Here is a 26,156-nt window from a genome sequence, read left to right as displayed (position 1 = left end):
GAACATGCAAAACGTTAAGACATATAGCTTCAAACAACTTCGGTTGTATTGACGCAAAACAATTTTTGACATCATTTAATGATGATGCCAGCAAAACAAAATGAGCTTTTAAACTAGTTCTATTTTTTCTGGTTGACGAGACGTAGTGCAGTGCTAGGAAGCGAGTGAGCGAGAAAAGGAGCGTACTAACGTACGTGACTGACCGAGTAAGCGAAGCTGACAACGCAATGCGCTGTGTATCGCCAGCCAGCTATTATGGAGAGTTTGATCCTGGCTCAGGACGAACGCTGGCGGCGTGCCTAATACATGCAAGTCGAGCGAATGATGAAGAAGCTTGCTTCTTCTGATTTAGCGGCGGACGGGTGAGTAACACGTGGGCAACCTGCCCTGTAGATTGGGATAACTCCGGGAAACCGGGGCTAATACCGAATAATCCATTTCCTCACATGGGGGAATGTTAAAAGACGGCATCTCGCTGTCACTACAGGATGGGCCCGCGGCGCATTAGCTAGTTGGTGAGGTAACGGCTCACCAAGGCGACGATGCGTAGCCGACCTGAGAGGGTGATCGGCCACACTGGGACTGAGACACGGCCCAGACTCCTACGGGAGGCAGCAGTAGGGAATCTTCCACAATGGACGAAAGTCTGATGGAGCAACGCCGCGTGAGTGAAGAAGGTTTTCGGATCGTAAAACTCTGTTGTGAGGGAAGAACAAGTACGAGAGTAACTGCTCGTACCTTGACGGTACCTCATTAGAAAGCCACGGCTAACTACGTGCCAGCAGCCGCGGTAATACGTAGGTGGCAAGCGTTGTCCGGAATTATTGGGCGTAAAGCGCGCGCAGGCGGTCCTTTAAGTCTGATGTGAAAGCCCACGGCTCAACCGTGGAGGGTCATTGGAAACTGGGGGACTTGAGTGCAGAAGAGGAAAGCGGAATTCCAAGTGTAGCGGTGAAATGCGTAGAGATTTGGAGGAACACCAGTGGCGAAGGCGGCTTTCTGGTCTGTAACTGACGCTGAGGCGCGAAAGCGTGGGGAGCAAACAGGATTAGATACCCTGGTAGTCCACGCCGTAAACGATGAGTGCTAAGTGTTAGGGGGTTTCCGCCCCTTAGTGCTGCAGCTAACGCATTAAGCACTCCGCCTGGGGAGTACGGTCGCAAGACTGAAACTCAAAGGAATTGACGGGGGCCCGCACAAGCGGTGGAGCATGTGGTTTAATTCGAAGCAACGCGAAGAACCTTACCAGGTCTTGACATCCCGCTGACCGGCCTAGAGATAGGCTTTTCCCTTCGGGGACAGCGGTGACAGGTGGTGCATGGTTGTCGTCAGCTCGTGTCGTGAGATGTTGGGTTAAGTCCCGCAACGAGCGCAACCCTTGATCTTAGTTGCCAGCATTCAGTTGGGCACTCTAAGGTGACTGCCGGTGATAAACCGGAGGAAGGTGGGGATGACGTCAAATCATCATGCCCCTTATGACCTGGGCTACACACGTGCTACAATGGACGGTACAGAGGGTCGCAACCCCGCGAGGGTGAGCTAATCCCATAAAACCGTTCTCAGTTCGGATTGTAGGCTGCAACTCGCCTACATGAAGCCGGAATCGCTAGTAATCGTGGATCAGCATGCCACGGTGAATACGTTCCCGGGCCTTGTACACACCGCCCGTCACACCACGAGAGTTTGTAACACCCGAAGTCGGTGGGGTAACCCTTTTGGGAGCCAGCCGCCGAAGGTGGGACAGATGATTGGGGTGAAGTCGTAACAAGGTAGCCGTATCGGAAGGTGCGGCTGGATCACCTCCTTTCTAAGGATATATTCGGAATACAGATTTTTATCTGTATCTTAACGTTTTGCAGTTCAGTTTTGAATGTTCATATTTATATTAACATTTTTAATAGATATGGAAATTCAAAGAGGGCCTATAGCTCAGCTGGTTAGAGCGCACGCCTGATAAGCGTGAGGTCGATGGTTCGAGTCCATTTAGGCCCACCATACCTTTTTAATTTCGGGGCCTTAGCTCAGCTGGGAGAGCGCCTGCCTTGCACGCAGGAGGTCAGCGGTTCGATCCCGCTAGGCTCCACCATTAAAAATATAATTGTTCTTTGAAAACTGGATAAAACGACATCAAAAAAAGAAACAAACGCAAGATATTCAAATTGTGATCACTTACGTGATTGCAAGTGTAGTACTTTTAACTTTTAGGTTAAGTTAATAAGGGCGCACGGTGGATGCCTTGGCACTAGGAGTCGACGAAGGACGGCACTAACACCGATATGCTTCGGGGAGCTGTAAGTGAGCTTCGATCCGGAGATTTCCGAATGGGGAAACCCACTGCCCGTAATGGGGCAGTACATTTGCGTGAATACATAGCGCATCTGAGACACACCCAGGGAACTGAAACATCTAAGTACCTGGAGGAAGAGAAAGAAAATTCGATTCCCTGAGTAGCGGCGAGCGAAACGGGAAGAGCCCAAACCAAGAGGCTTGCCTCTTGGGGTTGTAGGACACTCTATACGGAGTTACAAAAGAATGAGTTAGATGAAGCGACCTGGAAAGGTCCGCAGGATAGGGTAAAAGCCCCGTAGTCCAAAATTCATTCCCTCCAGAGTGTATCCTGAGTACGGCGGAACACGTGAAATTCCGTCGGAATCCGGGAGGACCATCTCCCAAGGCTAAATACTACCTAGTGACCGATAGTGAACCAGTACCGTGAGGGAAAGGTGAAAAGCACCCCGGAAGGGGAGTGAAATAGACCCTGAAACCGTGTGCCTACAAATAGTCAAAGCCCGTTAACGGGTGATGGCGTGCCTTTTGTAGAATGAACCGGCGAGTTACGATTACATGCGAGGTTAAGTTGAGAAGACGGAGCCGCAGCGAAAGCGAGTCTGAATAGGGCGAATGAGTATGTGGTCGTAGACCCGAAACCAGGTGATCTACCCATGTCCAGGATGAAGGTAAGGTAACACTTACTGGAGGTCCGAACCCACGCACGTTGAAAAGTGCGGGGATGAGGTGTGGGTAGCGGAGAAATTCCAATCGAACCTGGAGATAGCTGGTTCTCTCCGAAATAGCTTTAGGGCTAGCCTCAAACGTTAGAATCTTGGAGGTAGAGCACTGTTTGGACTAGGGGCCCATCCCGGGTTACCGAATTCAGACAAACTCCGAATGCCAATGATTTATGTTTGGGAGTCAGACTGCGAGTGATAAGATCCGTAGTCAAGAGGGAAACAGCCCAGACCACCAGCTAAGGTCCCAAAGTATTTGTTAAGTGGAAAAGGATGTGGCGTTGCTTAGACAACCAGGATGTTGGCTTAGAAGCAGCCATCATTTAAAGAGTGCGTAATAGCTCACTGGTCGAGTGACGCTGCGCCGAAAATGTATCGGGGCTAAACAAATCACCGAAGCTGTGGATTGATACCTTTGGTATCAGTGGTAGGAGAGCGTTCTAAGGGCGTTGAAGTCAGACCGGAAGGACTGGTGGAGCGCTTAGAAGTGAGAATGCCGGTATGAGTAGCGAAAGATGGGTGAGAATCCCATCCACCGTATGACTAAGGTTTCCTGAGGAAGGCTCGTCCGCTCAGGGTTAGTCGGGACCTAAGTCGAGGCCGATAGGCGTAGACGATGGACAACAGGTTGATATTCCTGTACCACCACCCCACCGTTTGAGTGATGGGGGGACGCAGTAGGATAGGGTAAGCGTGCTGTTGGTTATGCACGTCCAAGCAGTGAGGTGTGAGTGTAGGCAAATCCGCACTCTGTAACATTGAGCTGTGATGGCGAGGACTTAGTCCGAAGTTCCTGATTTCACACTGCCAAGAAAAGCCTCTAACGAGGTGGGAGGTGCCCGTACCGCAAACCGACACAGGTAGTCGAGGAGAGAATCCTAAGGTGAGCGAGAGAACTCTCGTTAAGGAACTCGGCAAAATGACCCCGTAACTTCGGGAGAAGGGGTGCTCTTTTGGGTGTATAGCCTAGAAGAGCCGCAGTGAATAGGCCCAGGCGACTGTTTAGCAAAAACACAGGTCTCTGCAAAACCGTAAGGTGAAGTATAGGGGCTGACGCCTGCCCGGTGCTGGAAGGTTAAGAGGAGTGCTTAGCGCAAGCGAAGGTGCGAATTGAAGCCCCAGTAAACGGCGGCCGTAACTATAACGGTCCTAAGGTAGCGAAATTCCTTGTCGGGTAAGTTCCGACCCGCACGAAAGGCGTAACGATCTGGGCACTGTCTCAACGAGAGACTCGGTGAAATTATAGTACCTGTGAAGATGCAGGTTACCCGCGACAGGACGGAAAGACCCCGTGGAGCTTTACTGTAGCTTGATATTGAATTTTGGTGCAACTTGTACAGGATAGGTAGGAGCCTTAGAGCCCGGAGCGCCAGCTTCGGAGGAGGCGTCGGTGGGATACTACCCTGGTTGTATTGAAATTCTAACCCATACCCGTAACCCGGGTAGGAGACAGTGTCAGGCGGGCAGTTTGACTGGGGCGGTCGCCTCCTAAAGTGTAACGGAGGCGCCCAAAGGTTCCCTCAGAATGGTTGGAAATCATTCGAAGAGTGTAAAGGCAGAAGGGAGCTTGACTGCGAGACCTACAAGTCGAGCAGGGTCGAAAGACGGGCTTAGTGATCCGGTGGTTCCGCATGGAAGGGCCATCGCTCAACGGATAAAAGCTACCCCGGGGATAACAGGCTTATCTCCCCCAAGAGTCCACATCGACGGGGAGGTTTGGCACCTCGATGTCGGCTCATCGCATCCTGGGGCTGTAGTCGGTCCCAAGGGTTGGGCTGTTCGCCCATTAAAGCGGTACGCGAGCTGGGTTCAGAACGTCGTGAGACAGTTCGGTCCCTATCCGTCGTGGGCGTAGGAAATTTGAGAGGAGCTGTCCTTAGTACGAGAGGACCGGGATGGACACACCGCTGGTGTACCAGTTGTTCTGCCAAGGGCATCGCTGGGTAGCTATGTGTGGACGGGATAAGTGCTGAAAGCATCTAAGCACGAAGCCCCCCTCAAGATGAGATTTCCCATTACGCAAGTAAGTAAGATCCCTCAAAGACGATGAGGTAGATAGGTTCGGGGTGGAAGCGTGGCGACACGTGCAGCTGACGAATACTAATCGATCGAGGACTTAACCAAATTGTTTGTTTCCATTAATGATGTCTTTTATCCAGTTTTGAGTGAACAACTCAGTAGGGTTTCCATACAACTTGTATTGAAAGCCGACAAGTCTAGTGATGATGGCGAAGAGGTCACACCCGTTCCCATACCGAACACGGAAGTTAAGCTCTTCAGCGCCGATGGTAGTTGGGGGTCTCCCCCTGCAAGAGTAGGACGTCGCTAGGCGATATTATTCCGAAGTAGCTCAGTGGTAGAGCAATCGGCTGTTAACCGATCGGTCGTAGGTTCGAGTCCTACCTTCGGAGCCATTTCTAGGAGAGCTGTCCGAGTGGCCGAAGGAGCACGATTGGAAATCGTGTAGACGGGTAACACTGTCTCAAGGGTTCAAATCCCTTGCTCTCCGCCAGATAGATTTCTTCTTTACATAAATATAATGGCCCCTTGGTCAAGCGGTTAAGACACCGCCCTTTCACGGCGGTAACACGGGTTCGAATCCCGTAGGGGTCACCATTTAAATTAAAACCAGCATTATGGAGGATTAGCTCAGCTGGGAGAGCATCTGCCTTACAAGCAGAGGGTCGGCGGTTCGAGCCCGTCATCCTCCACCATTATAAATTTTCAACACTTATTATTGTCGCGGGGTGGAGCAAATCGTTTCACGAAGAAAGCGATTAACGTCGACGCAAGCGTAGCGTGGAAGACGTAAAATTCACTAATTGCGTAGTTGATTTAAATTTCAACACTTTCTTATTGTCGCGGGGTGGAGCAGTTCGGTAGCTCGTCGGGCTCATAACCCGAAGGTCACAGGTTCAAATCCTGTCCCCGCAACCAAATGGTCCCGTGGTGTAGCGGTTAACATGCCTGCCTGTCACGCAGGAGATCGCCGGTTCGATCCCGGTCGGGACCGCCATTTATCTTTAAAATACATATGTGGCTCAGTAGCTCAGTCGGTAGAGCAAAGGACTGAAAATCCTTGTGTCGGCGGTTCGATTCCGTCCTGAGCCACCATTATGCCGGAATAGCTCAATTGGTAGAGCAACTGACTTGTAATCAGTAGGTTGGGGGTTCAAGTCCTCTTTCCGGCACCACTCACCAGTGGAGGGGTAGCGAAGTGGCTAAACGCGGCGGACTGTAAATCCGCTCCTTAGGGTTCGGCGGTTCGAATCCGTCCCCCTCCACCAGTTTTTAATAGGGGCATAGTTTAACGGTAGAATAGAGGTCTCCAAAACCTTTGATGTGGGTTCGATTCCTACTGCCCCTGCCAAATAATAAGTTAACTTTGAATAATGGCGGTTGTGGCGAAGTGGTTAACGCACCGGATTGTGATTCCGGCATTCGTGGGTTCAATTCCCATCAGTCGCCCCATATTCCTTTTAGTTAGCTCTTTTTTTTATTCTGTGGCGGTCGTGGCGAAGTGGTTAACGCACCGGATTGTGATTCCGGCATTCGTGGGTTCAATTCCCATCGGTCGCCCCATTGGGGTATAGCCAAGCGGTAAGGCAACGGATTTTGATTCCGTCATGCCCTGGTTCGAATCCAGGTACCCCAGTTTTTTGCGGAAGTAGTTCAGTGGTAGAACACCACCTTGCCAAGGTGGGGGTCGCGAGTTCGAACCTCGTCTTCCGCTCCAAATTAAGGCGGCATAGCCAAGTGGTAAGGCACAGGTCTGCAACACCTTTATCACCGGTTCAAATCCGGTTGCCGCCTCCAATTTTTAAAAAGTATTTACTGCCTTCATTATGCCGGTGTGGCGGAATTGGCAGACGCGCGGGACTCAAAATCCCGTATCTTCGGATGTGTCGGTTCGACCCCGACCACCGGTATCTATTATGAAATATCACTTACAATTTGATATTTTGACTAAAGCTTATGAATGCTGTTACCGCAGCTTTTGTAAGCTTTTTTTATATTCTCATTCATGATTATTTTTTAATAGTTTCCATTGATTTTAATTTTTTTACTTATGTCTTACACAGACGTCACAAGCTTTCTCATCTTCTATCCTCAGTTCTTTTATTTCATTAGAATAATCCCTTGAGAGTCATTTCAATGTCTTTATGTCCTATACGATCACTTACTTACTAAATTAATACTTTATTATACATATGTACACTAGCATGCAAATATCTTAATCCATGAATTGAGAATGCATCTCTATTCCGTTTCCTATATTAATTAATTTGTATATATTTTGTATTCGATTGACAAGATAGTCATATCGACATTAATTATATTCATTATTGAGGAATTCATACAACTAAAACTGAATGAACTAGAGAGACGATAAGAGAGGGATAGATGTATGTTTTCCACGATACTAATGGGATTGACGATTTTATTTATGGTAACAAACTTATACTATTTCTTTTCAGGTCGTAAGTATAAGAAAAGTTATTTTCAGTCAACTTTATTCCAAAAACTATTTTTTACTATGCTTGGCATTACCTTTGGATTTGCTGTTCTTTATTATTTATTGTCCATGGAAGGGGATGTAGTAAGAGTTAGTACTGAAGAGGGGAAAGATGGAGGAGAAAATTTTTGGGATTATCTCTATTTCAGTGGAGTCACCATATTATCAGTAGGTTATGGGGACTTGGTACCTGTCGGAAAGGCGCGATTCTTTGCACTTATACAAGCAGCCATCGGTCTTTTGTTGCCAACCGCATTTTTTATCAGAGCTTTGGGTGAAAAGGAAGATAGCCCTGGGGAAAGCACAAAAAACGAAAAAGAAGGTGAGCAAAGCAATGGCGGTGATGGAGAAAAAGGTAGTTGAAGCGGATGAACAATTTTGATTCTTATAAAGATAAATCAACCGGTGAAGGTGTTTTCTTTTTATGTTTGATTTATATAAATGGATGTCGATGAATATTTTTACATACTTTCTGACTAAACATGAGTTTTTAACATTAAACAAGCATGTATTCATTTGTAAATCACCATACTAAAGCTACGAATGGAAGATAGGTGACTACAGTGAAGAAAACAATACTCATCATATTAGCTTTATTGCTTGTTATATGCGGAGGCCTTGTATTGAGTATTTCTATGTCTCCGACAAAAAAGCTTAATGAAGTAAAGATAGCAGCAACCAAAAAGCCGGTGGTTCTTATTGTTGTCGATTCTTTAATGACTGAGCCGCTACAAGAAGCAATGAAAGAGGGGAAGGCACCTGCTTTCTCATTTTTAACAAAGAACGGTGATTTTTATCCAGAGTTTATTAGCTCTTATCCAACTATGTCAGTTACGATTGATAGCACCTTGTTGACGGGAACATATGCAGACCGACATAAACTACCAGGATTGATATGGTTTAAAAAGGATGAGAATCGTATGATTAGCTATGGGAGTGGTATAAGGGAAATGTGGGATAACGGGATAAAGCATGTGGCAGCGGATAGTGTTATTCACCTGAATGAATCGCATCTAAGTAAAGATGTTTTTACGATTCACGAAGAACTTGCGAACGCCAAAATGCAATCTGCTTCCATCAATGGTCTCTTATATAGGGGAAGCATTCCCCAAAAATTAAATGTCCCTAAGCTTCTTTCTTTTGCAGATTTATTGCCAAAAGAACTAGAGGTGAGTGGTCCAATGATTTTGTCGCTCGGTGCCTTATCTCAATATAATCCAGAGAACGACAAATATAAATACAGCTGGAAACGAATGGGTGTTAATAATGATTTTACCGTAAATGAGATGACGTACTTAATTGAACAAAAGAAGCTTCCTCCGTTTACACTCGCTTATCTTCCGGATGCTGATGCTTCCATACACAAAAAAGGTCCTACTGATAGTACAGCGATTGAAAAGGCTGATCAAGCGATCCAGGAAATGCTCGGTAGTTTTGGATCTTGGGAAGAGGCCATTCAAGAGGTAACCTGGATTGTCCTTGGTGATAGTGGACAATCATCAGTTAAGGAAAAGAAGGAAATGGGTTTAATCGATTTGAATGATTTGTTAAAGGGTTACACATTCTGGGAACGTGGAAAAGAAAATGTGCAGCTGGCAATCGCAATCAATGAACGGATGGCCTATATTTATTTGCAGGATGAACAGATTCCTTTTACTGAGGTAGTAGATATTCTCAAAAAGGATGAGCGAATCAGTTTTATTGCATGGAGTGATCAGCAAACGAATCATGTCGTGAGCGCAAGTGATAAAGAATTCACCTTTTCGCCAAACGGACCTTATATTGATGAATATAAGCAGTCGTGGCAGTTGGATGGGGATATGTCTATTTTAGATATAAAACCGGATGAGCATGGAACTATACTCTATCACACGTATCCTGATGCGTTAGCAAGGCTACACGGAGCGCTTCACTCGCAAGAAGGCAAAGTTATTATAGTAGATGCAAAGCCATCTTACGAATTTATTGAAAAACAGAGTCACGATCATGCAGGTGGAGGAGCGCATGGGTCACTCCACCAGGTAGATTCTGTTGTTCCCCTGGTGATTGCTGGTGAGACAGAAAAACCCCCTTCTAATCGTCTTGTGGATGTAAAGGAATGGGTTATAGAATTGTTGGGTGGCTCTTAAGTATGGAGCCACTTTTTTTCTGATGCTTCTTTTAAATCCAAATTCTTCAGTAGTAATCATTCAACCTTAATGTAAGTATAAATATGAAATAACATAATTAGGAAGTTTTATTTTTCTAAAATAGGGAATAACATATCTAGACGCGATAAACATGAAAGTGAGGAATTTAAAATGATTAAAACATACAATTTTATTATTGAAGGAAAAATTATCGAGGTACATGCAACTTCCAAAACAGAAGCTGAAAGCAAGGCAAACCATATATATGAAGAACTAAAAACAGAGCAATTTCAACAGCAACAATAAAGAACTCTCAACTAAGCGTTGAGAGTTTTTTATATTATTTCATTTCTTCTCTTAAGCTATCGAATAATTTGTCTATTAGATTCTTAGGGATTTCTAAGCAAGAATCTCCGATACTAAGTTCAAAAGTACAGCTATCCCCATCTTGCTTGCTTAGATAGCTTGTAATCCCTATATGGTTAGCTAACTGTACTTTCGCCAAGATAGCTGCTATTTCTTCTTGGTTACGCTTAAAATGCACATGAAACATATTTGAAACTGGTACCTCTGGAATTGTATAAATATCCTTACAGTCATTAAATAGCTTTGCGAGCTCCATTGCACTGTTATAATATTGTTCCATATTATTTGCTCGTTTATCAAAATAATAGTCAGCTGATAGAATATAAGGATATAAGCTTATGAGCGTTCCACCATAACGTTTTCTCCAGACTTTAGAGTTCTCTATGAAATCCTTATCACCGGCTAGTACTGCTCCTGCAATCCCGCCAATTCCTTTATAAAAGGACATATAGACACTGTCAAAAAGGTCGCAAACTTCCGCAGCAGTTTTTTTGTAAAAAGGCAGCACTTCTAGAAGACGTGCACCGTCCAAATGAAGCATAATAGACTTTTCACGACAATAAGCGGAAATCTGTTTTAATGTTTCAAAACTAGGAAGTTGGCCTCCGATTTCTCTTTGGGGAAGTTCCAATAACAGACAGGCAATGTCCTCTTCGAGATTTACCACATCCTCTAACTCTATGACTCTATCTTTGTCAGCTATTAAAATAGTCTTGATATGGTGTATTTCCTTTAATCCATCCATTTCATGAATTTCTAAATGGGATAAGGGATGATATGCAACCTTATTCAATTTTTTCTCATCGCACCATATGCGTAAAGCGATTTGTTGGGCCATTGTACCGCTAGGAAAAAACGCAGCTGTGCTTTTGCCTAGTAATTTAGCCATTTTATTTTGGAAATCTTCGATAATATGCCCCTCGCCATATATATCACTTAGCTGTTCTCCAGAAATGTCCTTCAATGCATCTTGTAAAACAGAAACTTCTCGTTTTCCATGACCAGCTAATCGATAAGTACACTTGTCATAGGAATTTTTTAAATGGTTCATTTAATTTCCCCCAATGTATTTTTACTTTGTTATAAGATAAGTATAATGTATTTTTTATCTTCTGATAGTTTAAATTTTTGGTTAAAAAGAAGTGCATTGTATTAAAGCTTTGATTTTGGTATATTATTAATAATATATAATCTGTGATGTGAACAAGTAAATAAGAATTGTGAGACAGAAAATATAGCAATTGCTGAGAGCTATATCACCACTTCTTGTTGAAACCTACCACTGAGATGTTATGCAAACATAACCGATTCGTTTTCGTTACCAAACGTTTAGAGGGCTTAAATTATTTTAAGCTAAACTAAGGTGGTACCACGTCTATTCAAGCACAAGGACGTCCTTTTCCAAGGACAGCTTTGTGCTTTTTATATTTTAAGGAGGGAATTATCATGACTAATCAACAACAAAACGATTTTACTAAATGGTATATTGACACAATCCAAAAAGCTGACTTAATGGATTACACACCAGTGCGTGGATGTATCGCATTTAAACCAGACGGGTACGAAATCTGGGAGCATATCCAAGCAGAAATGAACAAACGCTTTAAAGAAACGGGACACCGCAATGCGTATTTCCCAATGCTAATTCCTGAATCTTTTTTCCAAAAGGAAAAGGATCATATTGAAGGTTTTTCTCCAGAGCTTCCATGGGTAACAGAGGCAGCAGGCGAAAAGCTGGAGGAACGTTTAGCGCTTCGTCCAACTTCCGAAACAATGATCGGTCATCTGTATTCTGATTGGATCAAGAGCTACCGTGATCTACCTGTATTGATCAACCAATGGGCTAACGTGTTCCGTTGGGAAAAGAAAACACTTCCTTTCATACGCACTTCTGAATTTTTATGGCAGGAGGGTCACACCGCTCATGTGGACGAAGAAGAAGCTCGTCAAGAAACAATGCAAATGCTAAATATTTATAAAGAGGTAGTGGAGGGTCTATTGGCCATTCCGGTATATGACGGGCAAAAAACTCCTTCAGAGCGCTTTGCAGGGGCTGTAGATACGTTTTCTATCGAGGCAATGATGAAGGATGGAAAAGCGGTTCAAGCAGGTACATCTCATTATCTTGGCACTAAATTTGCCGAAGCATTTGATATTAAATATTTGAACAAAGAAAACAAACACCAACATGTGCATACAACATCTTGGGGAACTTCTACTCGATTAATAGGCTCTGTGATAATGGTACACGGTGATGAGCAAGGTCTTGTATTGCCACCACGTATTGCACCAACTCAAGTTGTATTAATACCTGTAGGTCCATGGAAAAAGAACCCGGCAATTATTGAAAAATTAGATGAAATTTTTGCTGCTTTAAAAGCAAAAGGTATCCGTGTTCGATTAGATGACTCTGATCAATCACCTGGATATAAATTTAACGAGTGGGAACTAAAAGGTGTACCAGTTCGTGTTGAGCTAGGACCACGTGATTTAGAAAACAGTCAAGTGCTTATGAAGGCACGTGATTTAGATGAAAAAGAATCCGTTGATATTAATGCCATCGTTGAGCGCGTAGAAGAAGAGCTAAACACAATGCAAACTCGTCTTTTAGAAAAAGCACGTGCATTCCGTGATGCAAACTCTCATACTCATGTAGATTCCATGGATCAGCTAAAACAACATTTAGACGACTCTGCAAAAAAAGGAGAAATCCCAGGATGGATCCTTGCAGGATGGTGTGGAGACGATGCTTGTGAAGAGCATGTAAAAGAAGAAACGAAATTCACAACACGCAATATTCCATTCAATCCACCAGCTGAGAAATCAACTTGTATTAACTGTGGAAAAGAATCGAAACACACAGTTTGGTTCGGAAGATCCTACTAACCAAATAAGAAAGTGCAAATCAGTCATTGTTTATTCAATGGCTGATTTTTTTATTTTCAAAAATCTTGTAAGATTAAGTAAAATAGATCGTCTAATTAAATAGTAGAGAGATAGGGGGGATCACTTGGAAAGGCAGCTAATCGAGGAGTGGTTTGAGTTATATGAGCGAGATGTAACCAGTTTCCTCATTTACTATACAGGGTCAATGGATGTACAGGACCTTGTACAGGAAACTTTTCTTCGTGGAATGAAAAAGATTGCCCATTTTAGAGAAGGGTCACATCCAAAAACATGGTTAATAACGATTGCCAAAAATCTCGTCATTGATCGGGCTAGAAAAAATAATATTTGGAATCGGATAAAATACTTACTACGAGATGAAAAACAAACAGAAAATCTAGACCACACTATTTTGCTTGGTGAGTTGAATCGTGAACTTTATATAGCAATTAATAGATTGCCAGCAAAAAACAAAGAGGTAATAATTTTAAAAGCAATACTTGAAATGACCTCTAAACAAGTAGGAGAAATACTAGGGGCAAATGAAAACCATGTGAATGTTCTTTATCATCGATCGCTCAAGAAACTGAAGAGCATTCTAGAAACGGAGGGATTTGAGTATGAAGCGAGAACACGATGATTTAGAGGAACAGCTTAGAAACCTGCCGAAGCATTCTCTTACTCAAGAGGATAAAAGAAAAGTTATCCATAGTATTCGCAGTGCTGCAAAACCAAATCGTTTAAAATTTCTAAAACCACTATCTGTATTTGTAGCAGCAGCTTGTCTTTTAATGGTTGCTTATTTAGCAAGTCCTATGTATAAATCAGAGATAACTCAAGAGTTGAAGTTAGGTCTCGGTTCAATGGAGGAACAGAATTTTTTAAAAAGCTTTGAGCTCGAAATAGCCGGCATTAAAAGCTCGGAGGTCACAATGGATTCATCGAAGGAGACATTGCATGGAGTAAGAGTAAAAGTATTTTTGAAATCTAAGAAGCTTATACCAATCGATGTGTGGAATTCTGTAGAGTTTCGAGCTGCTAACTCACACCTCTTCTTAAAGGATGGATATGGTATTGGAAATTCAGTAAGCTATAGTTCCACCCCGAGCGAGGACGGATACCATTATACGGTAGCTTTTGAATCACTGTACGCAAATTATTCGGAAGTGGAAATACAAAAATTATTAGAGGCAAGCGAAGAAATCAAGTTCACTATGGAATATCAGGGGAAAATATATGAACTAAATAATAAATCTCAAAAAACGGTTACATTAGACGCACCATTAGCTATTTCTTTTACTTTACCTGATCGAGATCAAAACGTAATAGGGCTGGATGGAAAAATTGGCATCCTTGGTCCTGAGAATTTCGTGGCAGAGGACACTCGTCGAGTTGCGAAACTCATGCTCTACTATTGGGGTAATCCTGAATCGTTAGTAGGGAAGGAATATAAAGTGGAGGCTATGAACATTTACGGAGAGACTCTTCTATTATCAGAGGGAGTATTAAGCGCTGGTTTATATAGTGAAGATGCTCACATTTTAACAAGTTTCCCGGCTTTTACGGGAGAGGGAGAATGGCAGCTTTCCTTTTACGTAGAGGAGAATTTGTTCGAGGCATTTAGAATTGAGGTTCTTCCGCCCTTACCAAAAACCGAAAATTATATCCTTTTAGATGCACCAATAGAAATCCCAGTTGGAAAGACTCATGAACTAATCATAGAAAACCGCAGTGGTGAGGAACAAAGTATAGAGGTACAGCTGATGAATTCAAAAGGAATAATAGAGCAAGAAAGTATATTTCAACTAGATCCCAATTCCCCTTATGATAATCAAGGAACAATTTATCATTATCATGGAAATATTACAATTCCAGAAAAAGGGGAATGGTCCCTTGTCATAGACGGAGAACAAACACAGCTATTTGAAAATTAACCAAGTAAAAACGCTCCCTCCAAATATATGGAGAGGAGCGTTTTTCATAGCAGAAGGTCGGGTAAAACACTAATTAATTGTGGGTTGATTGCCATTGCAATGGTTAGTCATTAGTCATTAGTCACAAAGTAAATGGTAAATGGTCATTGGTTTGCCATCATTTAAATTGTAATGACCTCCTGCTATGCCTTGGCAAGGAGTCTCACCTTACCAAGGATTTATGTTAAGCATATTTTTCTTCATCAAAGGCAATAGTAACTGAATAGTTTTTGGCATTAATAAGTCCAGATAATTTATTTGCGTCCTTCTCAAAGTCCAATGCTTTTTTTCGATATTCCTCTGGCTCATATAAGGCAACCTCTACATAAGTAGTTCCTTCGCCATAGCCTCCAAACTGGATTCTTTGTTTTTCATGGCTTCCTAACTGTTTATATACTCTTGCCTGTGCGCGTAGCTGAGTAGCAAGCTCAATTGCCTCAACGATGGTGAGAGGGTCTTCTTTATAGGTAATTGTATTATTTAAGTTTGCCTCGTAAATAAGTCTATCAAGCTTTCGGATATCATTGCGAATATCGTTCATTTCTATATCTATTGCTTCCACAGTTCTTATAGGAGGAGCAGGAAGAGTCCCCTTTTCAATAACAGTGAAACCAACGCGCATTATTTCCATTTCCAATTCTTGAACTCTTTTCAATAAAATACTCTTTAGCTTCACTGCCTCTGCAAGAAGTATATGTGCCATAAATTTATATCCTCCATTCTACTTGGTTATTATCTAAAATAATGCTTGCAGCTTCTCCACCATGAACTTGAGTAAACATTTGACCCATAGATTCTAATAATTTTTCCGCCTCTTCTTGACCCATAGAAGGTCTTAGAAAGACTACCTGTAAAGCACTCGTTGTATGTTCTGTAACAGCTGTCCGCTTAGAATCGACAAATGGACTTCCAAATGCTTCAACTTCATCTTGAAGTGTTAAAATGCCACTTAAGTTGTTTTCTCTACCATTCAGCCCAAGGTAGCTTGTTTCTTTATTGCCAACTGTGAGGAAGATATCCCCTTTCACCTCATCCAGATCATAAATTCCTAATGGAATTTCATATCTCATGGAGAAGAAGTTATTTAAATCTACAGCAGAATGCATAGGTGTGATATAATTTTGTTTTGCAATCCTTCTATACATTGCTTCCATGGAAGGACGATAACGATTCGGGTCCGCTCCAAGCTTTTTCCAAAGAGCTCGCCATTCCTTTATTCCTTCAAAATCATTAACAGATTTTTCCTCTAGTTCGAAGAATAATTGTTCTTGAAATAATTGGAGACGCCCCTTAAGCATTTGTGGCGAAGTGGATACAATAATTTTGTTATAATAAATAAGGCCGATTTTTAAAGTAGGCTCTATTAGTAATAGAGCTGTATCTAATTTTACAAACATTTTAAACCATCCTTGTATATATTTTCTTCATTGTAACATAAAGAAAGGAGAACTCTAGTGAATATAAACCAGTTTCAACAAAACCTCATAGAATATGCTGCTACCATTGGAATTGATAAAATTGGGTTTACCACTGTTTCTCCATTTCATGAGTTGAAAAATAGATTGATTCGCCAGCAGGAGCTAGGATATGCTTCAGGCTTCGAAGAGCCTGACCTTGATAAAAGAACTCACCCTGAGCTTTTATTGGAGGAAGCACAAAGTATTATTTCGATAGCAATTGCTTATCCATCTAAGATGAAGAACGCTCCACAAAGTGTAAAGGGAGCTAGAAGGGGAATATTTGCTAGAGCATCTTGGGGAATAGATTACCACACAGTTTTAAGAGAAAAGCTTGCTCAATTAGAATTATATATTTTAACGCATATACCAGATGCTAGACTACGTTCTATGGTCGACACTGGTGAGTTGTCTGATCGTGCTGTTGCTGAACGCTCCGGGATTGGCTGGAGTGCAAAAAACTGTTCCATAATCACACCAGAGTTTGGATCCTATGTCTATTTGGGTGAAATGATTTCCTCTATTCCCTTTGCACCGAGTGAACAGATGGAGGATCAGTGTGGGGACTGCAGTCTTTGTTTAGACGTTTGCCCTACTGGAGCTTTAATAGAAGGTGGTCAGCTTAATGCACAGCGATGTATCGCCTTTATCACTCAGACAAAAACGATGGTTCCAGATGAGTTTCGAGCAAAGATAGGAAATAGAATTTATGGCTGTGATACATGTCAAACGGTTTGCCCAAAAAACAAAGGCAAGGCTAATTTACACCAAGAGGCCTTCACGCCTGATCCAGAGTTAGTGAAGCCTTTACTTTTACCACTGTTAAGCATGTCAAATCGGACCTTTAAAGAAACGTATGGGCATATGTCTGGTTCGTGGAGAGGAAAGAATCCTATTCAGCGGAACGCAATCATTGCATTGGCTCATTTTAAAGAAGAGGCAGCTGTTCCCACTCTTATAGAACTCATGCTTCACGATGCAAGACCAGTAATTCGAGGGACTGCAGCATGGGCAATAGGGAAGATTAATACAGAGGAAGGCTTAATTGCCTTAAAGAAAGCCGAAAAAACGGAACAAGAAGAACAGGTAATAGAAGAGATTCGTAAGGGTCTTGCATTTTACACAATTCAAAATTAGGAAGTGGAAACATTGAGTATTAATGTTGTATTATATCAACCAGAAATTCCTGCCAATACAGGTAATATTGCTAGAACCTGCGCAGGAACAGGAGCTAAGCTACACCTTATTCGTCCATTAGGTTTTTCTACAGACGATAAAATGTTAAAGCGTGCAGGACTTGATTATTGGGAGCACGTAGATATTACTTATTATGATGGGTTAGAAGAGTTTTTCGCAGCACATCCTGAAGGTGAATATTATTTAATCACTAAGTTTGGTGCGAAGCCGCATACTACGTTTGACTTTAGCGATTCAGATAAAGAACATTTCTTTATATTTGGACGTGAAACGAAGGGACTTCCTCGTGACTTCATTGACGCACATCCAGATCGCGCCCTTAGAATTCCTATGAATGATAATATTCGATCCTTGAACTTATCGAACACTGCAGCAATTCTTATATACGAAGCATTGCGCCAACAGGATTATCCAAACTTACATTAAAAAAACGGACGAAGTCTTATAAAGACTCGTCCGTTTTTATGTTGAATATTAATTATTTCTCAGATGCACCTGGTTTGTCGTCGTATCCTGCAGTGAAAATTGCAGAAAGAAACGTAATACAAACGCCAAGAATAAGGATTAGTTTCATACTTAAGCGCCTCCTATATATATTCTAATCATTAGTATAACCTAATTCTTGAAAAAATGAAACGAAACAATAAAACGAAATTATGTCCGAATTATTTCATGTTAAAGTTGCATGTAACGTGTGATTCTACTAGGATAGATAAAAAGGAGTGATTTTTTAAATGGATAATTTGAAAAATGGTCCAGAGAACGGTTCAATGGCAACAAACATGGACGAAGTAAAAACATTAGGTAAACAAATGGAACGAATGAGAGATAACCAAGAGCTAGAAGAAGATAATCGTGTATCAGACCCTGCACAGTCCGATAGTGCTACAATTATGAAGAAGAGGAAAGACGACTGATTCTTCAGTCGTTTTTTCTTGAAAGTTAAAGCTGTAAAGCTGCCTCCTCGCATGTCCCCATTTGCTTGTCGGGGCAAACATAGATACTTGCGCTTTTCTAATTGTCTAGCTCCATCGCCTTGCCCCTCGGGGTCAAATAGGAAAATACTGCGGTGGCTGAGGAGCTGCCTCCTCGCATTTTCCTATTTGCCTGTCGGGGCAGATATAGGCGATTGCGCTTTTCTACATAAAAAGGGAAGGATGATGTAAATGGAATTACTAGAGAATTCAACAAAGAGACTGGCTAATGGAGTGGAGATGCCACGTATTGGATTAGGAGTATATAAAATGACAGAGCCAGAAGTTGCTCTAAAAGCTATTACCTATGCTTTGGAATCTGGTTACCGTCATGTTGATACGGCTTCTCTCTACGCAAATGAAAATGAGGTTGGAGAGGCAGTACGAGCTTCTGGAATTTCACGTAATGAAATATTTGTTACTACTAAGGTTTGGAATACAGATCAGGGCTATGACCAAACTTTAAGAGCTTTTGAAAAGTCATTGAAGCTATTAGGAATGGATTATGTAGATTTATATTTAACACATTGGCCAGTTGCTGACAGTTTTGTAGATACATATCGTGCCATCGAGCGTTTGTACGAGGAAAAACTTATTCGAGCAACAGGAGTGTCTAATCATAACCAGCATCACCTTGAAGCTATAGCAGCTAAGGCTAATATTAAGCCTATGGTCAATCAAATTGAGTGTCACCCTCGTTTGACGCAGTATGATTTACGAGAATATTGTGCTTCTCAAGGTATTGCAGTTACCTCTTGGTCCCCACTTGCAAGAGGAGGATTACTTGGGGAACCAACTCTGTCTCGAATAAGTGATAAGTACGGAAAGTCTACCGCTCAGGTAATTATCCGTTGGCATTTACAGCATGATTTAATTGTTATTCCAAAGTCTGTAACGCCTGAAAGAATACACGAAAATTTTGATGTCTTTGATTTTGAATTATCGTTTGAGGATATGAAAAACATTGATGCACTCAATCTAAATGAGCGTACTGGAGCAGACCCAGACAATTTTAGCTTTAAATAATACAAAAAGGTCATTACTGAGGGGATATCAGTAATGACCTTTTTTATGCGCTGTTATTATTTGATTGTAAGAATTTTCCCTGAGAGAAAGTATAGGAAGTTATAAAAGGGAAAACAGCGTCAATAAAGGGGGTTTATCTTAATATTTCCCATAAGGCGATACTTTATACAAAAAAATTGAAATTGATTTACGCTTTCACACATGTTGTGATGTCTTATCTGTCTCACACATCCCAACGGAGTCGCCGTCTGCCGCTACAATCAACAAAGAGGGTTCGTTTAAAGTTGGTAAAGAACTATTTAAGAAACAACTGAAATAAGAAGGGAATAATAATCTTTTCTAGAAGTTATGTTAGAAGGTATGATGTTTCTTCAAGGAAGGGATTACTAATGACAAAAGAGAGGATTTTACCTAAACCGGATAGATATGCTGTTTGTTCGCCAGAGGTTATTCCAATTAAGGAATATTACAAAGGAGTATTGGAGGAGATTTTTCTCTTTTTTCATCCTTTTATTCAACCAAAAACCATTTCATATGAACTCTTTGAGCCAGATACATATCCAATGATAAATGATATTATAAAACATTGTGAGATGCTTACTTGGGAACAGTTTTTAAAAATATCTAAGATTGAAAACTATAAACAATTGGATAGCGGGATAAGAACTAGTATTTCAAGGCTAAATAAGAACGTTGCAAATGAAGAAGTAGCTAAGACAATTCTAGATGTATGTAAAAATGAAGAGATTATTGCTCCCTCGGAGGGATGTTTTCCAGTACCGTTAATAACAGGTTTACTTGAGAGTATAAAAAAAGAAGGACATGAATGGATTTGGTATGGTGATGAATTAGGTACAGAGCGAAAATTAGAATATATTGATGATTTAGTTGGAGATTGTAACGCATTTCCTAACCATCCAATAAACCTCTTTACTCATAATCATAGTATACTGTTAACCACCCATTGGGATAGTCATTTCTCCATGTTGTGCTCAGATAAAAATACAGTAAATAAAATAGTTAAATCTTGTAACCTGGAAGGCTTTTATTGTGGTGAACGCACTAAAGTATACTGGAGTTTATATCAATGCTAATAAACATTCTTTATAGAAGGTAGGATAATTATCTCTCGATGTAGAAATAATTACCAGGTGACATAATAGAGGAGGACAATATGAGTAAATTTAGTTTGTTTGTTAAGTTTATAGTACAAGAAGGCGAACGAGACGCAATGGTAGATATTTTGTTAGAAGCAGCAGAATCAATGAAAAATCTGGATGAATGTGAGATATATCTAATAAACATTTCTGAAAGTGAACTAAACTCTGTGTATGTTTATGAAGTGTGGAGCGATGAAAATGCCCATCAAGCTTCTCTTACTCATGAAGCTACACAAGAATTAATAAAACGTGCGAAACCAATTATTACTGGAATGGAAAGAATCAGCACCTTAGAAACAAAGGGTGGGAAGGGTATTTTATCGAATTTCTAATAGACTACGGTGCTATCTTTAGTAACAACGGACAGCATTACTTTGGAACTTAACAAGTTCAACAGAAATGAGGGGTGCCAAATGTCCTTTGATGAGCTGACGAAAGAAGAAGGATATCATATTTCTTTTGAGAGTATTTCCGAACCTCGAAAAGATGAAGTTCGGCTTAGAATAATATTAAATCAAAGTAAGAATCCAACAGACTTACTTATTTATCCACACCCAGATAGCAAGGTGACGAGGTTACAAATTGATTTTAAAAACTATATAACGTATTCCGTTATCTACGATGACTATACACGTTGGAATAATAAGGAGGAATTTCAAGGTGATTCCTTCGTTATTTATAAAAGGTCAAATTTATTAAGCTCTCTTCCAAAAGATAATTCGTATTTTCCAAATGGTACACTTGTACATTACTCATTACATTGTATTGAACATATAGTAAATATAATTTCAGTATATGAACCAATAATTATAGAAATAGATTAAAATCGTATTATCATTGTTATGCAAAGCTTTGATGAATCAATCAAAATTAGCGCACAGGATCAGAACTAGACAATTTTAAATGTATATAAAAAATGGTCATTACTGAGGGGAATATCAGTAATGACCATTTTTTTTACTACTATTACATTGGGAAAAATCTTATGTAAATGAAGGGAAAGCATCTGTTATACTAAGCGGTTCCTCTTATTGTTTTCCACTAGGTAATATTTTATTCAATATAATTGCAAGAAGTGATGCAACTGCAATTGGAGAACTGAACATGTATTGCATAGTAGAGGGTAATGAATATAGAAATTCATCAGGAATAAGTGTTAAAGCTAAAGTCACAATCATTGGGATGGCAACTACATACATTTCTTTTTCACCAAAAGAAATATTGCGTATTACCTGTAAACCATTTATAGCAATAATTCCACATATAATTATAAACACGCCACCAATTACTGCAGAAGGAATAGATGCTATTAAAGCAGCGAGCTTGCTAGAAAATCCAAATAAAACGAACCAAAAACCTACAGCAACAAATACTCGACGACTTGCAATTCCAGTGATAGAAATGACGCCTGCATTTGTTGAATAACCAGTTACTGGTGTAGAACCTAACAAGGATGCTACGAAACAGCCAAGACCTTCTCCGATAACACCTTTGTTTATTTGGTTATCTGTTAAGGGCTCATCGATTACATTACTGATAGCAAACCATGTTCCAGTAGTTTCAGCCATCAATACAATATATATAATAATCATTGTTATAATAGCAGAAAGGTTGAAGGAAAAACCGAAATCTACAAAAGGTATTTGCGGTAAGCTAAACCAGCTGGCTTGGCTAACAGCTGACAAATCCAAAACTCCCATAGCATTTGCTGCCAAGCATCCAACTGCTAATGCAATAATAACGGAAGTGATTTTAAAAATACGCCCCTTATTTTGTAATAATGAGCTAAGCATAACGCAAAGGATTAAAACAGATGCAGTAATAATTGCCAAAAAGACATTTTGATTGACGGTAGCTCCTACCCCATTGTATATATTATCATTAATCGCTACGGGCATTAGGGAAAGACCGACAACGAATATGATCGTACCACCTACTAATGGAGGAATGAATATCTTTACAATTTTGTTGAATAGTCCCGTAAAGCCTAAAAGTATAACTAATGCAGCACCGATTAAACTTGCCCCTAAAACAGAGCTCCATCCCAGTGAACCACTACCACTCGCTCCGTAAATCCCAACGATGGCTCCTAGAGGAACATAAGAAGGCCCTTGAGCGATTGGTAGCTTCATACAAAAAGATGTTTGGATAATGGTCGCAATTCCTGCTGCTATAAAGGTAGATTGGATTAAAGCAGTTGACTGGTCAGAGGATAATCCGATTAATAATGCAACAAGGAATGGAACTACATAAATATCCATTGCCAACACATGCTGTAATCCTAGTAATGTAGATTGTCCAAAAGATACTTTTTCATCAGGTAATACGGTTAGTCGTTGTGCGTTATTGTCTTCTTTTAAATTCACTGGAAAACCCTCCAAATATTTTTGAGATTACTATTTTCGAGAATGTACCTTTTCGCCTTGTACCCATACTTCTTGAATGTTTTCTGGACGGACAAGGTACATTATTTTTTGGAAGATATCTTCTAGACTCTCTTTTTCTTCAAATAGAGGAAGCTTTGCTGTCGGAAGCTTTGTATCTATAATTTGAATATCCCATGTATATTTTTCTTGAATACGCCCTATTGGAAGACTTAAGCTTTCGCCACCTCCGGCCGTGGCAAGGTAAAATGCTTCATTAATAGTAATACGTGAGTTTGGAACACCACGTTTTGTTGGCGGAAGTTTTTTGTCCACTCCATCCTCTAGCATTCTAGAAGAAATTACTGCCTGACGAGCATTATCGAATAGGCTAGGAGAAAAGCCTCCCGAAATATCAGAGCCCAATCCAATCTCTACTTTCTTAGAATGTAGATGTGCTATAGGTATAACACTGTTTGCAAAATAGGCATTGGATACAGGGCAATGCGCTACCGCGGTACCAGTTTGTGCAAAAAGATCTGCATCAGCATCATCAAGAAAATTACAATGTGCCATAACCGATTTCTCGGTTAAAAGACCAAAATCATGTAAGGCATATGCGTCATTTTTTTGAAAACGATCCTGAACATAGCCATGCTCCCAGTCACTTTCACTGCAATGCGATTGAATATGAGTATCATATTTTACTGCTAATTCTCCTAAGCCCTTTAAAGCTTCATTTGTACAGCTTGGTATAAAACGAGGCGTCACGACTGGATACACTCCTTGTTTTGTTTTCTCTCCTAACTCCTTAACGGCTATGATAAATTCCTCTGTATCTGTTAGGGCAGTTAGGGTATTAACATCACGATAATAATTAGGAGTCTGATCTGGATTGTCCATGACAACTTTTCCAACTAAGCCACGCTGTCCTTTTTGAGCACAAATTTCTGCCAATAAAATACTTGCTTCCTTGTGTACTGTAGCGAAATATAAAGCGGTTGTTGTACCGTTCGCTAATAAGGTATGTACCACTTCCTCATACACATTTTTAGCAAAATTCAAATCTGCAAACTTGGATTCGATCGGAAACGTATAGCTGTTTAACCAATCATATAAAGGGAGGTCTAATGCAGTTCCTGCCTGTGCCCATTGTGGAGCATGAACATGAAGATCAACAAACCCAGGTAGAATATATTGTCCTTCTTCTAGACGATGAAAATTTTCTTTATGTAGATAAGTATCTAATATGGCTTGATATTCAGGATTTGCAGGAGATACTATCCGTTCAATTAACCCTTCTCCATTTATACAAAACAGATTGTCTTTAAGAATTTTTACTTCCTTTGGTGTGCTGCTAGTAAAAGCTGTACCTTGGAAAACCATCGAATAATTTAACATATAAACCACCTTAATGTTCGTGTTTTTTAATTTTTATAATCATATTATATTAGGGTATTAAGTAAATGTCTACACAAACCGAACGATGGCTATTGGGGTTTTTCTTTTGTGAGCAGATAGACGGCGATTCTGTTGGAAAATGAGATAGTTAATTCAAAAAGAGGAAATCAATTAAACTTTAATCAGTGAAAGTGTAAAGATCTTGTTCGTTTATAAAGATGAATAAGGAAATATGAAGTTATTCAACTATATTTTTCTTAACTAAAAAAACACCCAATTATTTCAATTGGATGTTTTTGTATGATAGTTAGTATATAAGAGGATAATCTTTTAGCGTTTATCCTCAGCAATAATCATTTGTCCTGTAATAGGATGCTTGAACTGTACTTTGAATGCATGTAATTCATACGTTTTGGTAGGTGATTTTTTTGCTCCATATAAATCATCACCGACAATTGGATGTCCTAGATGGGCTAAATGTACACGAATTTGATGAGTGCGACCCGTCTCTAAAATAGCATGAACCTTTGTAAATTGTTCATCTCTACCTACTACTTCATAGTGAGTGATGGCTAATTGTCCAGAAGGAGATACACGTCTTCTAGTAGGATGATGACGATCAGTGCCTATTGCTGCACGAATCGTTCCATGATTGCTCTTCATCTGTCCTTCCACAATCGCTTCATAAGTACGTACAATTTCCTTTTGTTCGATCATTCGATCTAGCATCCCTTTAACGATTGGATTTTTTGCAACTACTACCAATCCTTTTGTACCTTCATCAATTCGATGAACATGCTCACCATATTGATGTCCCTTGCTTTGTAAATAGTGGCTAACAGTATTCATCAAAGTATGATTTTGTCCTTGTTCATTTGGATGTGTTGCAACCCCTCGTGGCTTTGAAACGATTAATATATAGTCGTCCTCATATGCTACATATAATGGTATTTGATCGGATGGGAGATATTTAGAGGATTCTGCTTCCCATTTGAAATTTAAAACATTTCCCTTCTGTTGAGGTAATTTCCATTGTAAGAGTTCCCCATCTTGATCGGTTACTGCTTTTTGCATGCGTAACTCGTGAATAAGCTTCTTACCGAGTTTCCATTTAGTTTGAAGAAGCTGATCAATAGTCAAGCCGTCCTCTTGTACTGTATAAGTAAGTATATGTTGCATAATCTCTCTCCTTTAAAAAAGGTCATGCCAATTAGACATGACCTTTTTCTTTATTTTAATACAACTTGATCAAAGAATGCTTGAATATTTTCGTTTGGCTGAGCATTTGGCATACGAGCTACTTCTTTTCCATTTTCAAAATGAACTAAAGTAGGTGTACCTTCGATATTAAAATCATCCCAACCTTGTTCATACTCTAAAATATTGTATTTGAATATCTCAACATTATTTTCCTCAGCAAGTGGTGTTAATCTTGGTGTCATTTCCTTACAGTGTGAGCATTCTGGACTGAAGAAGTAGACCGTAAAGGTTTCACCCTTTTCAATCTTTTCATTTAGATCCTTTGGTAAAATAATGTTTTGATAGTTTGGATCATCGAGTAAGTCAATTGTAGATTGCTTTAGATTATCTGTCTCATAAGGATTGTCCTCTAAAGCATTTTTATTTTTTTGACTGTTTAAAACAAAAATTAGTACAAAAACTAATACTATTACTCCACCGATAATGGCGATTTTCTTCAT

20 protein-coding genes, 18 tRNA genes, 3 rRNA genes and 1 other annotated feature are annotated in these 26,156 nt (G+C 40.4%); of the genes, 34 read left to right on the top strand and 7 right to left on the bottom strand.

Features of this window, described 5'->3' with window-relative positions:
• Nucleotides 1–252: 252 nt before the first annotated feature.
• The 24 genes from MHB55_RS16875 to MHB55_RS16760 all read left to right on the top strand — a co-directional run bounded on the left by MHB55_RS16875 (nucleotide 253) and on the right by MHB55_RS16760 (nucleotide 9,959).
• Nucleotides 253–1,807 (top strand): 16S ribosomal RNA (locus MHB55_RS16875).
• A gap of 111 nt (nucleotides 1,808–1,918) precedes the next feature.
• Nucleotides 1,919–1,995: transfer RNA gene (locus MHB55_RS16870), tRNA-Ile, on the top strand.
• Nucleotides 1,996–2,010: 15 nt separating this feature from the next.
• A tRNA-Ala gene (locus MHB55_RS16865) sits at nucleotides 2,011–2,086 on the top strand.
• 118 nt (nucleotides 2,087–2,204) lie between these two features.
• A 23S ribosomal RNA gene (locus tag MHB55_RS16860) occupies nucleotides 2,205–5,132 on the top strand.
• 91 nt (nucleotides 5,133–5,223) lie between these two features.
• Nucleotides 5,224–5,339 (top strand): 5S ribosomal RNA (gene rrf, locus MHB55_RS16855).
• Together the 16S, 23S and 5S rRNA genes with 18 tRNA genes alongside form the textbook arrangement of a ribosomal RNA operon.
• Before the next feature lie 8 nt (nucleotides 5,340–5,347).
• Nucleotides 5,348–5,422: transfer RNA gene (locus MHB55_RS16850), tRNA-Asn, on the top strand.
• Between the two features lie 6 nt (nucleotides 5,423–5,428).
• A tRNA-Ser gene (locus MHB55_RS16845) sits at nucleotides 5,429–5,520 on the top strand.
• Nucleotides 5,521–5,549: 29 nt separating this feature from the next.
• Nucleotides 5,550–5,624: transfer RNA gene (locus MHB55_RS16840), tRNA-Glu, on the top strand.
• 22 nt (nucleotides 5,625–5,646) lie between these two features.
• Nucleotides 5,647–5,722 (top strand) — tRNA-Val (locus MHB55_RS16835).
• A gap of 146 nt (nucleotides 5,723–5,868) precedes the next feature.
• Nucleotides 5,869–5,945 (top strand) — tRNA-Met (locus tag MHB55_RS16830).
• A 3-nt stretch (nucleotides 5,946–5,948) separates the two neighbouring features.
• Nucleotides 5,949–6,024, top strand: a tRNA-Asp gene (locus MHB55_RS16825).
• Nucleotides 6,025–6,046: 22 nt separating this feature from the next.
• A tRNA-Phe gene (locus tag MHB55_RS16820) sits at nucleotides 6,047–6,122 on the top strand.
• Nucleotides 6,123–6,126: 4 nt separating this feature from the next.
• A tRNA-Thr gene (locus tag MHB55_RS16815) sits at nucleotides 6,127–6,202 on the top strand.
• A 9-nt stretch (nucleotides 6,203–6,211) separates the two neighbouring features.
• Nucleotides 6,212–6,295, top strand: a tRNA-Tyr gene (locus MHB55_RS16810).
• Between the two features lie 9 nt (nucleotides 6,296–6,304).
• A tRNA-Trp gene (locus MHB55_RS16805) sits at nucleotides 6,305–6,378 on the top strand.
• Nucleotides 6,379–6,403: 25 nt separating this feature from the next.
• A tRNA-His gene (locus MHB55_RS16800) sits at nucleotides 6,404–6,479 on the top strand.
• A gap of 35 nt (nucleotides 6,480–6,514) precedes the next feature.
• Nucleotides 6,515–6,590 (top strand) — tRNA-His (locus MHB55_RS16795).
• A 1-nt stretch (nucleotide 6,591) separates the two neighbouring features.
• Nucleotides 6,592–6,663: transfer RNA gene (locus MHB55_RS16790), tRNA-Gln, on the top strand.
• Between the two features lie 6 nt (nucleotides 6,664–6,669).
• A tRNA-Gly gene (locus MHB55_RS16785) sits at nucleotides 6,670–6,744 on the top strand.
• Between the two features lie 6 nt (nucleotides 6,745–6,750).
• A tRNA-Cys gene (locus MHB55_RS16780) sits at nucleotides 6,751–6,824 on the top strand.
• Nucleotides 6,825–6,855: 31 nt separating this feature from the next.
• Nucleotides 6,856–6,937: transfer RNA gene (locus MHB55_RS16775), tRNA-Leu, on the top strand.
• Nucleotides 6,938–7,416: 479 nt separating this feature from the next.
• Nucleotides 7,417–7,887, top strand: coding sequence for a potassium channel family protein (locus tag MHB55_RS16770; RefSeq protein WP_144541901.1), 471 nt, complete (start codon nucleotides 7,417–7,419; stop codon nucleotides 7,885–7,887).
• 200 nt (nucleotides 7,888–8,087) lie between these two features.
• Nucleotides 8,088–9,653 (top strand): alkaline phosphatase family protein, encoded by a 1,566-nt coding sequence (locus MHB55_RS16765; protein ID WP_340863697.1) that lies wholly within the window; start codon nucleotides 8,088–8,090, stop codon nucleotides 9,651–9,653.
• Nucleotides 9,654–9,824: 171 nt separating this feature from the next.
• Nucleotides 9,825–9,959 carry a hypothetical protein gene (locus MHB55_RS16760; protein ID WP_255475366.1) on the top strand — a complete coding sequence of 45 codons (135 nt, stop codon included), beginning with the start codon at nucleotides 9,825–9,827 and terminating at the stop codon, nucleotides 9,957–9,959.
• A gap of 34 nt (nucleotides 9,960–9,993) precedes the next feature.
• Here MHB55_RS16760 and MHB55_RS16755 read toward each other — a convergent pair whose 3' ends face one another.
• Nucleotides 9,994–11,070, bottom strand: coding sequence for a threonine aldolase family protein (locus MHB55_RS16755; RefSeq protein WP_340863696.1), 1,077 nt, complete (start codon nucleotides 11,068–11,070; stop codon nucleotides 9,994–9,996).
• Nucleotides 11,071–11,204: 134 nt separating this feature from the next.
• Nucleotides 11,205–11,421, top strand: a binding site (T-box leader).
• A 44-nt stretch (nucleotides 11,422–11,465) separates the two neighbouring features.
• On the opposite strand from MHB55_RS16755, the gene proS reads away from it, so the two are divergent.
• The 3 genes from proS to MHB55_RS16740 all read left to right on the top strand — a co-directional run bounded on the left by proS (nucleotide 11,466) and on the right by MHB55_RS16740 (nucleotide 14,839).
• Nucleotides 11,466–12,905 carry a proline--tRNA ligase gene (proS, locus tag MHB55_RS16750; RefSeq protein ID WP_144541907.1) on the top strand — a complete coding sequence of 480 codons (1,440 nt, stop codon included), beginning with the start codon at nucleotides 11,466–11,468 and terminating at the stop codon, nucleotides 12,903–12,905.
• Nucleotides 12,906–13,029: 124 nt separating this feature from the next.
• Nucleotides 13,030–13,545, top strand: coding sequence for an RNA polymerase sigma factor (locus MHB55_RS16745; RefSeq protein ID WP_144541909.1), 516 nt, complete (start codon nucleotides 13,030–13,032; stop codon nucleotides 13,543–13,545).
• On the top strand, nucleotides 13,526–14,839 hold the full coding sequence (locus MHB55_RS16740; RefSeq protein WP_340863695.1) for a hypothetical protein: 1,314 nt from the start codon (nucleotides 13,526–13,528) through the stop codon (nucleotides 14,837–14,839). The genes MHB55_RS16745 and MHB55_RS16740 overlap by 20 nt, the downstream gene beginning before the upstream one ends.
• A gap of 223 nt (nucleotides 14,840–15,062) precedes the next feature.
• On the opposite strand, the gene MHB55_RS16735 is transcribed toward MHB55_RS16740, so the two are convergent.
• Both MHB55_RS16735 and MHB55_RS16730 read right to left on the bottom strand, forming a co-directional pair.
• Entirely contained in the window at nucleotides 15,063–15,581 is a 519-nt protein-coding gene (locus tag MHB55_RS16735; RefSeq protein WP_144541913.1) for a hypothetical protein, read from the bottom strand.
• Nucleotides 15,582–15,585: 4 nt separating this feature from the next.
• Complete coding sequence (locus MHB55_RS16730; protein WP_340863694.1) at nucleotides 15,586–16,275, bottom strand: B3/B4 domain-containing protein; 690 nt, start codon at nucleotides 16,273–16,275, stop codon at nucleotides 15,586–15,588.
• A 57-nt stretch (nucleotides 16,276–16,332) separates the two neighbouring features.
• Between MHB55_RS16730 and queG the strand changes: the two genes are divergently transcribed.
• From queG to MHB55_RS16695, 7 genes are all read left to right on the top strand, one after another.
• On the top strand, nucleotides 16,333–17,472 hold the full coding sequence (gene queG / locus MHB55_RS16725; protein WP_340863693.1) for a tRNA epoxyqueuosine(34) reductase QueG: 1,140 nt from the start codon (nucleotides 16,333–16,335) through the stop codon (nucleotides 17,470–17,472).
• A 12-nt stretch (nucleotides 17,473–17,484) separates the two neighbouring features.
• Nucleotides 17,485–17,958: a tRNA (uridine(34)/cytosine(34)/5-carboxymethylaminomethyluridine(34)-2'-O)-methyltransferase TrmL gene (gene trmL, locus MHB55_RS16720; protein ID WP_144541919.1), complete on the top strand. Its 474-nt coding sequence runs from the start codon at nucleotides 17,485–17,487 to the stop codon at nucleotides 17,956–17,958.
• A 308-nt stretch (nucleotides 17,959–18,266) separates the two neighbouring features.
• Nucleotides 18,267–18,449 (top strand): hypothetical protein, encoded by a 183-nt coding sequence (locus tag MHB55_RS16715; RefSeq protein ID WP_144541921.1) that lies wholly within the window; start codon nucleotides 18,267–18,269, stop codon nucleotides 18,447–18,449.
• Between the two features lie 249 nt (nucleotides 18,450–18,698).
• The gene (locus tag MHB55_RS16710; protein ID WP_151112973.1) at nucleotides 18,699–19,532 is read left to right on the top strand and encodes an aldo/keto reductase; all 834 of its coding nucleotides are present in this window, start codon (nucleotides 18,699–18,701) and stop codon (nucleotides 19,530–19,532) included.
• 389 nt (nucleotides 19,533–19,921) lie between these two features.
• Nucleotides 19,922–20,626, top strand: a complete 705-nt coding sequence (locus tag MHB55_RS16705) for a DUF2711 family protein (protein WP_340863692.1) — start codon at nucleotides 19,922–19,924, stop codon at nucleotides 20,624–20,626.
• A gap of 80 nt (nucleotides 20,627–20,706) precedes the next feature.
• Nucleotides 20,707–21,024: a putative quinol monooxygenase gene (locus tag MHB55_RS16700; RefSeq protein WP_144541927.1), complete on the top strand. Its 318-nt coding sequence runs from the start codon at nucleotides 20,707–20,709 to the stop codon at nucleotides 21,022–21,024.
• Between the two features lie 81 nt (nucleotides 21,025–21,105).
• On the top strand, nucleotides 21,106–21,516 hold the full coding sequence (locus MHB55_RS16695) for a hypothetical protein (RefSeq protein ID WP_340863691.1): 411 nt from the start codon (nucleotides 21,106–21,108) through the stop codon (nucleotides 21,514–21,516).
• 204 nt (nucleotides 21,517–21,720) lie between these two features.
• Here the strand turns inward: MHB55_RS16695 and MHB55_RS16690 are convergent, their stop codons facing one another.
• The 4 genes from MHB55_RS16690 to MHB55_RS16675 form a co-directional block, all read right to left on the bottom strand.
• Nucleotides 21,721–23,058, bottom strand: coding sequence for a uracil-xanthine permease family protein (locus MHB55_RS16690; protein WP_340863690.1), 1,338 nt, complete (start codon nucleotides 23,056–23,058; stop codon nucleotides 21,721–21,723).
• 30 nt (nucleotides 23,059–23,088) lie between these two features.
• The gene (gene guaD, locus MHB55_RS16685; protein ID WP_340863689.1) at nucleotides 23,089–24,456 is read right to left on the bottom strand and encodes a guanine deaminase; all 1,368 of its coding nucleotides are present in this window, start codon (nucleotides 24,454–24,456) and stop codon (nucleotides 23,089–23,091) included.
• Between the two features lie 330 nt (nucleotides 24,457–24,786).
• Nucleotides 24,787–25,635 (bottom strand): RluA family pseudouridine synthase, encoded by an 849-nt coding sequence (locus MHB55_RS16680; RefSeq protein WP_225216118.1) that lies wholly within the window; start codon nucleotides 25,633–25,635, stop codon nucleotides 24,787–24,789.
• A gap of 50 nt (nucleotides 25,636–25,685) precedes the next feature.
• Complete coding sequence (locus MHB55_RS16675; RefSeq protein WP_144541933.1) at nucleotides 25,686–26,156, bottom strand: thioredoxin family protein; 471 nt, start codon at nucleotides 26,154–26,156, stop codon at nucleotides 25,686–25,688.

This window comes from Psychrobacillus sp. FSL K6-1267, assembly GCF_038003265.1.
Lineage (GTDB): Bacteria > Bacillota > Bacilli > Bacillales_A > Planococcaceae > Psychrobacillus > Psychrobacillus faecigallinarum.
Note: the sequence above shows the minus strand (reverse complement) of the source record. Positions and strands in the feature narration are given on the sequence as shown.